Here is a 9,457-nt window from a genome sequence, read left to right on the forward strand (position 1 = left end):
AATGGTTCCACCACTAATCGTCAAGTTATCGTTCGCAATTTGCCAAGTGACACCTCCGTCAAGGGTGCCGCTGTTATTGTCCTCTGCTTGGTCTTGAGTGGCAATAGTTGTGATCGGTGATGTTTGGGTCGTGGAAGTGGGGCTGGTGGCAGCAAAAGCTGGCATTAGAACCCCTGTCAATAATAAAAATGAAGCCCCCACTGAAGCCGCTGCAATTATTAGTAATTGATTCAATTTATTCATAAAAAACAACTCCCTCTAGAAAAATAGCTTGGTTACCACTCAAAAATTCCCCCGGATTATCGAGTGATCCCTTATCAAAGGAATATAACCTCTTTTTCGCCATTTATGTTTGGAGAATTGTCCAAAATTTTTCGGCATTTTTTGGAGAAAGCTCTAAAAGAGAATAATCATTAAAAGCGGCCACCGCCAAAGGAATATATCCCTCCCTTTGGCAGCAGTCGCTTTGTTTGAATCAATATTAGCGGGATCTAATCAGTTAATATCCCTCCGTTGTAAAGTACCAACGAACGTTGTCCCCACTCTTAAGCTTCGTTAAGTTTGCAGCATGGTCAATAAATTTCTTGTTAACACTGAACATCCAACCGGAACCGGCCTTAACGTCATTTTCCTTGAGGCCGTTAATGCCGTTCACGTAAACGGAGGGGCCCGGAATATAACTAAACTTCAGGTTCGTTTGCTTTAAAATTGAAAACGCGTTGGCGCCCTTTTTAACGCGCATCCGCTTCGAATAGAAAACTTTTTTGTATCCATCAATCGTTAAATGGATTTGAATTGTATTCTTAGCATTAGACGACTTTTTAGCCGCATGATGCGTATCCTGAAACACCTTGGTTTCTGCTTTGTGGTTAATTTTACCCAGCTTATCAGATTTAGGGGCATTTGACCGCTTAGTTTTAGCGACCTTGTTAGGACTTGCCTTTGCACTGGATCCGGTTGTCCGATTAGGGCTTGTGCTTGATTGAGAACTAGCAGTTTGGGGCTTGTTGGCTGTTTTTTGAGCCCGCCTATCTGCTTTTGGTTTTGCTTTGCTTGCACCCTTTGCTTTTTGCTGGTGACTTGGCTGTTTAAGATGACTTGAACTGGTCGAACTTGAACTTGAAGAAGTCACTTGTTTAGAAGTTGTCGGCTTAGGGGCTGCGTCTCTCGATGAAATCACCTGTTGGGCACCAAAAGCGATTCCAATTGTGAGAATGAACGCAAGAATGAAGCCAATTGCTTTTTTCATATTGTTTTGTCACCTCTCACTCAAAATTTGGCGATTAATTAATCGTGTAAACTGAACGATTCTTTAAAGCAGCTTTATAAGCGGCAACCGCTAAATTTACCTGACCGACACCATAGAGCTGAGTAGCTGCGTTTTTAATTGAACCGGATTTATTGACATAGGTCAGCATTGCATAAAGCGGCGTCCTAGTTTGACTTGTTTTCATCGCCGTGTTATTCACATATTTCTTCATGCCAAAATCATTTGATAGGGCAATAATTGCTTCAGCGGTTGAATTGGCATTTGGCGTTGTTTTGCCATTAAACGTGTAGCCAAATGCACCACTGGGCTGCACAATACCAGTAAGAAATTTTTGCCCCTTCAGCAAGCTGTCCTTGACGTTAGTTGTATTAACCTTTCCTCGAGCCAGACCGGTTAGAACCATGCTGGTCGTGTCGGCATCCCTAACTCCTTGTTGGTTATTATACGTCCAACCGTGATTATTTAATTGAGCTTTCAATAGCCGAGCACTCAAGCTTGCTTTGCTAAACTTCGCTCCCTTTGGCTGCTTGAACTTTGAGCTCATCGAAATGGCAATCAGCACTTGTGCCTGGGCACTTGTCGTTTGTTTGGAAACACTTGTCCGGTACAACTTGGTTACCAGATTGATTCCCTTTTTGTGGCCATATGGCTTATAATCTCTAGCGTTGAGCCCCATCGCCTGAACGGCCATCACGGCATTGGCCATTGTTCCAGCAGGGGTTGTCTTTTTGATTACCAAGTTTTTTCGCAGCAACGTTTTTTCCTTGGTATTAAATTTATAACCGTTTCCCTTGAGCCCTAACAGAAAGTCAGAGTACCCCGCAGTCGCACCAGTATCAGGATTGAGTTTCTTACTAAAAATAGAACTGCTTTGACCGGAAAGTCCGGTCTTATTTTCTTTAATCATCTTTTTGGCATAGGAATAAGTACGGGCAATGCTGCTGTGAATGGTGCCGGTACTAGCCTTCCTAATTGATGCAGCGTTGGTAGTTGTTGAGAGCGTCAAAGCGGCGATAACCAAAGTTGCAGAAGTCAAGACTGATTTTATATATTTATTCATAGTTGTGATCTCCTTAGATAATGCATAAAAGTGGCTGGGGCCTCATTTTCCCCCAACCATTTTGATATTTGATTGTTAGATGAAGAATTACTTATTGTAGGTCATCGAAATTGAATCGCCATCTTTCAAAGTATAAACACCCATCGATGAACTAGGTTCGGTGCCATTAACTGAATAAAGCCATCCAGTCATTGTCCCGGCTGGCCCAGCATTGTAACCATTAATTCCGGTAACGTATGCAGTAGCCCCCGATCCTGTATAAGTTAAAGCCAATCCTTGTTGCTGGGCAAATGCCTGCAAGGCATCCAATGCGCTGGCCCCACTGTTAACCTTGATACTGCCACTTGCGATGGTCGCCCCATCGGCATGAATACTAATAGTGGTTGTGATGGTTTTAGCATCGTTTGATGGCGTAACAGGATTTGTGGGTGCCACTGGCAAAGTTGGCGTGGCACTAGGTGAATTATTAGTAGTTGTGGTTGTCCCTGTGGCTGTCCCCGTCGTTGCCGTCGGCTTAGAGTTTGTCGTCGTTGTCGTAGTCGCTGTTGACCCTGAGTTAGTCGGTGGGGTACTCGTTGACGTCCCTGTGGTTGTGGCCGTAGGTGTGCTTGGACGAGTATTTTGGGAGCTCTTCTTGATCTTAGTAGCCAAGATGAGCTTCTTGTTAGCAGTGATGTAGCGGCCATTTGTAAGTTGCATCCGGTTGGAACGCCCATAGTTAACAACTTTTCTGACGCTTAATGACGCATTCTTTTTAACGTGGCGCTTCTTGCTCGTTAAGTTAACCTTACCATACTCGTTGATTCCCTTAGGATTGATGACTTTAATGCGGGTCACCTTTGCGGAATAGTAGGCGTGGGCAAAATACTTTGAACCAAAAAGCGTATAACCGGTTTTGCCTGAATTCGTGTCCTTTACTCGATAGATCGCATGGCCCTGTTTGTTCGTTTGCTGGCTGATAACCAGGAACATTGGGCGGTTAATCCGGGCACGTTTCTTGTAGGTCTTCGTCAGATTCGATTTAGTAAAGTTCGAACTTCTATATAGTTTGACAGTTGTCAGTGCATATACGATGGAACGATGACTTGCTTTTTTAACAGGCTTCCCGGAAACAGTCGGCGTACTTATTGGCACACTACTAGATGAAGAAGTGGATGTTGCTGATGATGAACTCGATGCACTGGAAGAGCTGGCCGGATTGTTGACAACCGTTACGTTATTGTTCGTAACAGTTGGTGGCGTTACGGGCGTTGCTGGTGCGGCATGAGAAACGGTTACATGATTAAAAGCCGTAACCCCAGCTGCTCGATCGGCGATTGCAGCACTGCTGGTTGAATCAGCGCTTAACTTCGAAACATACGTCGCTAGTATTTGATCTACCAGGTTAAGGGCGTCACTCTTGGTAGCGGCCGTTGCCTGAGGATCATTGATGATTGACTGCTTTTTGGTAATTGCGGCCGCCTTTATACTGACAATCTCACCAGGTTTCGCCGCATCCGCTTGATTGAAAGCGAAGATGGATCCTTTACCACCATTTCTGGTGAATCGGGCCTGTTCAAATGTCCAGGTTGCCTGTTGAATCAGCATTGCGGAATTCCCAGCGGAAACCGGATGTTGATCGAGAACTCTTTGAACAGGGGCAACATAATCAGTTTTCCCCTTTAATGGTACATAAACATTTACGCCGGCAGAGGCAAGGGCATTAGTCATTGTTACATCATCGTAGGCATTCTCAGCGCCAAACATTGTGTTACTACTATCAGCAAATCCGCCATTTTCTTGATAAAGATGATTACTTACCGCTTTAACTGCCGTGTTTAAAGCGTCTGCAGTCCCTGGTTGATTCGTATTCATCGATAATGCTAATATTGCCCGAGCGGTATAATCAACTTTATCAAACCCGTTCCACAAACCTGTTTTTTGATCTTGCATCCCAATTAACTTCTTGGTTAAAGAAGTTCGGGCAGTTTCGCTTGCCTGACCATAACTACCAGTACTCAAAGCTTCCAAATCATTAACAATTGAATAATCACTGGCAGGATTATTTGCATCCTTTACAATGTCAGCAACTAAATTCTTACCATTCACATTAGTTGGATCTTTGCCGATTGCCACCAAACCATTGACGGCAGAAACATCAGAGATCCCGTTTAACCCTTGACTGCCACCACTGAGAAAGTCGTTATTCTTAAGAATTGATTTGTAAGCATATTGAGCCTGCAAATCAGTAATGCCGTTGTCCCCAAACACTAAACATGTGGCATCCCAAGCATCAATTTGGGACCCTTGTTGCGCGATCTCCGTTAACCCAGTGGAAATTGCCGAATTGACGTCTGATGCTGTATCAGCCCTGGATGAATTACCACCACTGAAAAATATCAGAAAAATCCCTAATACAATTGAAAGCCAATATAGAAATTGTTTTCTTTTCACTACTGAACGCTCCCCAAAACAAATTTAACGGTCGTTAACCGCTATTAATGCTGGACTGGTTAGACTTTCTGCAACACAAAAAAAGCCTAGCTAGTACCCTAGCTAGAGCCATCTTCTATCATTAATAACTAACGTCCGACATTTTTGGGCAGACTAATCCCGGAAAGTTTATTATTAATTGACAAAGTCGACCCTAAGAAACTTTGCAATCAGTATAATAAGCGTCTCCTGACTTGATCTCATCCCCAAATGTCTTCTTCCCAGCTTTAGCCAGTGAGTTGCGACATTTCAGTCAATCTTACAGTAGCGAAGGGGCTGTAAAGGCTTTTCACCTTTTTCCGGTTCATTATACTTTTTAGCATTAATCATTATAGCATGGCGCGCGTTTGTTTAGAATGGGGCTACGAAGTCCGTAAGTGTCAATATTTTTGCGGTAGGCTATTAATCATTAGTCTGACCTTAATTTCTTAAATATTTATTTGACTTAATTTTCTGCCGAAATCATCCAAATAGCTATGACCTGCTGTTAAGCTTTCGATTGCACCATGATGAATGCCTAGACGAGCTTCATGCGTCTTTCTTAGGCTGGCACGAACTGCACCTTTCAATTCTTCCTGATCACCAATATCGAGCTGTCCACCTGCAAACTCACTGCTAAGCCAGTATTCCAGCTCATTGTTTTTGATACAAGTCAGTACACGCAGAATTCCTTCGGCACCATCTTCTGACCAGTATTTTCCTTGCCCTTTGACGCGATAAGTATATTTACGGTGATTGCTCTCACAGCAGCCAATTGCCTTAATTACTGACAAATGACGCATCTTAAACGGCTTAATATCCACCCAGCGACGATGAAGATAGCTGCGCAGCCGCTTTAGGTTTTCATGATTTTCTGGCGTATTCAGCTCATCAACCAGATTGCTTTCAATGATTTTCAGAAAGTTATTTACGTGTTAACCACCTCGCTTGTTCGGATGAACCCGTATAAATGACAGCTTAGCAGGTCACGGTAAATTTAGTGTAAAAATGGTGTAAAAAGGCTGTACATAATATCCAAAAGGTGATAAATCAGTTCGCAAATTTCACCATTTAAAAACGCCTCAAAATAATACTAGCCACCACACAAGATATGCCGTTTACCACCCTTGGCAACGATGATATACTGTTGAAAGGGCTTACTAACCCTTAGAAAGTCGGGATTTTCCATGACACACACCCCAATCAAGATGACGTTTTTTTCGCAGCTTCATCCAGTAGCGCTCACGCTGTACTTTACTGAGCTGATCGTCTGCCTCCTGCTGTTTAATCACGTGGCGGTCGCGGTGGCTGAGTTCATCGCGCTCACGATCACAGCCACCTACTACCTTGGCGGCCAAAAGACGGCGCGCCAACTGAAATACGCCGTTTCATTTCTATTAATGATTCTATTTTTCAATACGCTCCTCAATCAAAAGTTTCCGCCGATTCTTTGGCATTTCAAATGGGGCATTCTGACGTTCAAATTTTCGTATCCGGCATTTCTGTACGGCATTGCGATGGCAATTGTCCTGATCGCAATGCTGTTTGTTTTTTCAGTCCTAAACGCGGTTCTGACCCCCAGCAAGCTGATCTACGTGTTCTCGCCGATTGCGCCCCGGCTGGCAGTACTGGTCACCATTTCGTTTACGCTGGTCACCAGCTTCACCGATAGGCTCAAACGGATTTTGCGCCTGCAAAAAACCCGCAACGTCGACGTGGTTAATGGATCATTGAAGACCCGCACCCAAAAAACGCTCCACATCTTCGAAATTCTTCTGCAGGACGCCCTGTCTTCTGCGATGGAAACCGCCAATTTAATGGACGCCCGCGGATTTGGCGCCGCCAAGCGGACCCACTACCGCTCGTATCACTGGCAGTTTAGTGACCTGCTGTTCATCACGATTGCCACCGTCATGCTAGTTGCAACTATCGGCGTCCGGATTCTTTCAATGGGCACCAGTCGTTCAGTCGCCAATTTCACCACCATTTTTACGCCGGGCGATACTTGGCCCATCGTCGTCACGGCACTCCTATTCTTACTACCATTAATCTCAGAGGGGGTCTATCGTTCATGCAAAAATTAGCTACCGTGACCCATCTCACGTTCACCTATCCCGATCAATCAACCCCCGTTCTGGACGACGTCAACTTCACCATTGACCCCGGCGATTTTATTGTGATTGCCGGTAATACCGGCAGTGGCAAGACGACCCTGCTTAACCATTTGAAAAAGGAGCTCATGCCCAAAGGAGCCCGAACTGGTGACGTTCAAATTGCCGAAACACCGGTTGCTGACATGCCGAAGTTGGTGAGTGCCCAAACCGTCGGCTATGTGGCCCAAGATCCACAAACCCAGCCGGTGATGGCAACGGTGATCGAAGAACTGGCCTTCCCATTAGAAAATATTGGCTGTCCCAGCAATGAAATCGAACGCCGGATTACCGAACTGGCAAATTTCTTAGGTTTGGATCAAAACCTCGATCGCCAAATACATCAATTATCCGGCGGCCAGCTTCAGTTGGTAAACCTGGCTTCGGTTCTCATCTTGCGCCCAAAATTAATTTTACTGGACGAACCCACGTCCCAGTTGGATCCGCCGACCGCTCAGCATTTTCTCACCGTTTTAGGGCGGATTAATCAAGAATTAGGGATTACAATTATGTTGACTGAACACCGGCTGAGCACGGTAGCAGCCATGGCCAACCGGATGATTCTCCTGCAGGATTACCACCTGACCTTTGACGGTGATCCCCACAGCGGCTTGGCAAAAATGGCCACTGATGCCCACTTGACCTATTTCGTACCGTCAATTCCCAAGCTCTTCTTAGATCAACAGATTCGAACCTCCCAATTGCCGATTTCAGTAGCCGATGCCCAGTCGGCGATTCGGACTCACCATCTTCAATTTCAATCAGTGACGACCGGCGGCAAGGTTGCGCAATTACCCCCAGCCGAAAAACCAATTCTAACCGTCAATAACATTTCCTTTAGCTTCGACGGCCAACATAACGTCCTCCATCACCTGAACCTGGCGATTAATCCCGGTACGTGGTTGGCAATTATCGGCAAAAACGGCTCCGGCAAATCAACCCTGTTAACGCTGATTTGTGGACTAATGACGCCGCAGCACGGCAAAATTCGTTTCGTCCACCAGTTAGTTTGGAAAATGGCCATTAACCAGCGAATGGCCAAACTGGCATTTCTATCGCAAACTCCCCGTCTCCAATTTACAGCCGATACCGTTCGTGAGGAGCTGGAAGTTCAGGCGGCTGAATTACGGTTGCCAGACGCTAAGGCCCAAGTTGACCATATGATTAATCAATTTCATTTGAACCGTATTGAGAAACAAAATCCATTTGACATTAGTGGCGGCCAACAACAGCTGGTTGGATTAGCAATCGCACTGATGGCGACCCCTGATCTGTTGGTTCTGGACGAGCCAACCAAGGGACTGGATCCCTACACCAAAATTCAGGTGGGCAACCTGCTGAAACAGTACCAACAAGCCGGTATGACCATTGTGATTGCCAGCCACGACATGGAATTCTGTGCTAAATTTGCCGACAAATGCACGTTTATGTTTGATGGCCATCTCAACACGCTGCTTGCCACGCAATCATTTTTTGCCGATAACTTTTTCTTCACCACGCCAATTAACCGGATTGCCCGTGATCAGGTTAAGGACGCCCTACTGCCAGTCGATCTGAAGCTGGCGAACCATCCAGAAAGGGGGTGAGTGTTACTTGAAACAATCTTCGTTACTCAACCGGTATCGGTTATTAATTGCGTTATTGTTAATGTTTATTTTTCTGCTATTCATTGTCTTATTGAAGGGAAAGCACTACCTATTATTTAGCTTTATGTGCCTAATCTGTAGCCTTTTACCCGCGTACTGGCGCTTCGAACACGATCCAATCAGCACCCAAACGTTGGTGTTTGTCGCCGTTTTGATCGCGTTGGCGGTTGCCACCCGGGTCCCACTGGGCGCCATTCCTGGTGTGCAGGGAGCCAGCTTCGTCGTAATTCTAAGCGGTGTCAGTCTCGGCCCGGAACTGGGCTTTATCACAGGATCTACCACGGCACTGGTTTCCAACATGTTTATGGGTCAAGGACCATGGACGCCTTGGCAGATGGTCGCCTGGGGCTTAATGGGGTTAACCGCTGGCCTCTTCATGAAGGCCCGATTGTCCCATAGTCTGATTTTTATGATCGTGTTTGCCTGCGTCTGGGGCTATTTGTTTGGCTGGATCATGGACCTCTGGTACGCCCTGGCCTACGTATCACCGCTGACCATCAAGAGTTTTATCTTGGCTTTTGCGGCCAGTTTCTTTCCATTTGACACGTTCCACGCAGCATCCAATGCCTTTCTCATCGCGCTATTTTACAAACCATGGGAGAAGCTGTTTCACCGCTTAGTCACCAAATACAATATTTTACCGGATAAAAACCAATAGAAAAAGGATGGATTAATCAATGAAATTAACATCAAAGCTACTCATGATCTCTGCTTCAACCCTATTAGGATTTGGCAGTATCGCACCAGCCTTCACCGCCAATGCAGCCAGCGTTAAGACCGCCAGTCGTGCTTATCAAAATAGCAAGATCAAAACCAACTACCGTTACGCGAAGAATCTGATGATTAAAAACAAGACCGGATTGTCAGGCAAGACGACCGC

General features: G+C 45.5%; 7 protein-coding genes, 2 pseudogenes and 1 riboswitch. Of the genes and pseudogenes, 4 read left to right on the forward strand and 5 right to left on the reverse strand.

Annotated features, from left to right (window positions below):
* From LKE01_RS10820 to LKE01_RS10840, 5 genes and pseudogenes are all read right to left on the reverse strand, one after another.
* Positions 1-243, reverse strand: a 243-nt coding sequence (locus LKE01_RS10820; RefSeq protein ID WP_054769805.1) for a hypothetical protein, incomplete at its 3' end; no start/stop codon positions are given.
* Between the two features lie 256 nt (positions 244-499).
* Positions 500-1,249: a DUF4430 domain-containing protein gene (locus tag LKE01_RS10825; protein ID WP_095345018.1), complete on the reverse strand. Its 750-nt coding sequence runs from the start codon at positions 1,247-1,249 to the stop codon at positions 500-502.
* Between the two features lie 34 nt (positions 1,250-1,283).
* The gene (locus LKE01_RS10830) at positions 1,284-2,330 is read right to left on the reverse strand and encodes a prenyltransferase/squalene oxidase repeat-containing protein (RefSeq protein ID WP_095345017.1); all 1,047 of its coding nucleotides are present in this window, start codon (positions 2,328-2,330) and stop codon (positions 1,284-1,286) included.
* Between the two features lie 87 nt (positions 2,331-2,417).
* Entirely contained in the window at positions 2,418-4,763 is a 2,346-nt protein-coding gene (locus LKE01_RS10835) for a DUF5776 domain-containing protein (protein WP_095345016.1), read from the reverse strand.
* 201 nt (positions 4,764-4,964) lie between these two features.
* A riboswitch (cobalamin riboswitch) is annotated at positions 4,965-5,149 on the reverse strand.
* 81 nt (positions 5,150-5,230) lie between these two features.
* Positions 5,231-5,701: pseudogene (locus LKE01_RS10840) on the reverse strand (ISLre2 family transposase); the annotation flags it as partial.
* A 267-nt stretch (positions 5,702-5,968) separates the two neighbouring features.
* Here LKE01_RS10840 and LKE01_RS10845 point away from each other — a divergent pair.
* From LKE01_RS10845 to LKE01_RS10860, 4 genes and pseudogenes are all read left to right on the forward strand, one after another.
* Complete coding sequence (locus LKE01_RS10845) at positions 5,969-6,865, forward strand: energy-coupling factor transporter transmembrane component T (protein ID WP_095345015.1); 897 nt, start codon at positions 5,969-5,971, stop codon at positions 6,863-6,865.
* On the forward strand, positions 6,853-8,517 hold the full coding sequence (locus LKE01_RS10850) for an ABC transporter ATP-binding protein (RefSeq protein WP_095345014.1): 1,665 nt from the start codon (positions 6,853-6,855) through the stop codon (positions 8,515-8,517). The genes LKE01_RS10845 and LKE01_RS10850 overlap by 13 nt, the downstream gene beginning before the upstream one ends.
* 7 nt (positions 8,518-8,524) lie before the next feature.
* A complete protein-coding gene (locus LKE01_RS10855) occupies positions 8,525-9,235 on the forward strand; it encodes an ECF transporter S component (protein WP_095345013.1) in 711 nt (236 codons plus the stop codon).
* A 19-nt stretch (positions 9,236-9,254) separates the two neighbouring features.
* Positions 9,255-9,457, forward strand: a pseudogene (locus LKE01_RS10860) (fucose-binding lectin II); the annotation flags it as partial.

Source organism: Lentilactobacillus kefiri (assembly GCF_007989105.1).
Lineage (GTDB): Bacteria > Bacillota > Bacilli > Lactobacillales > Lactobacillaceae > Lentilactobacillus > Lentilactobacillus kefiri.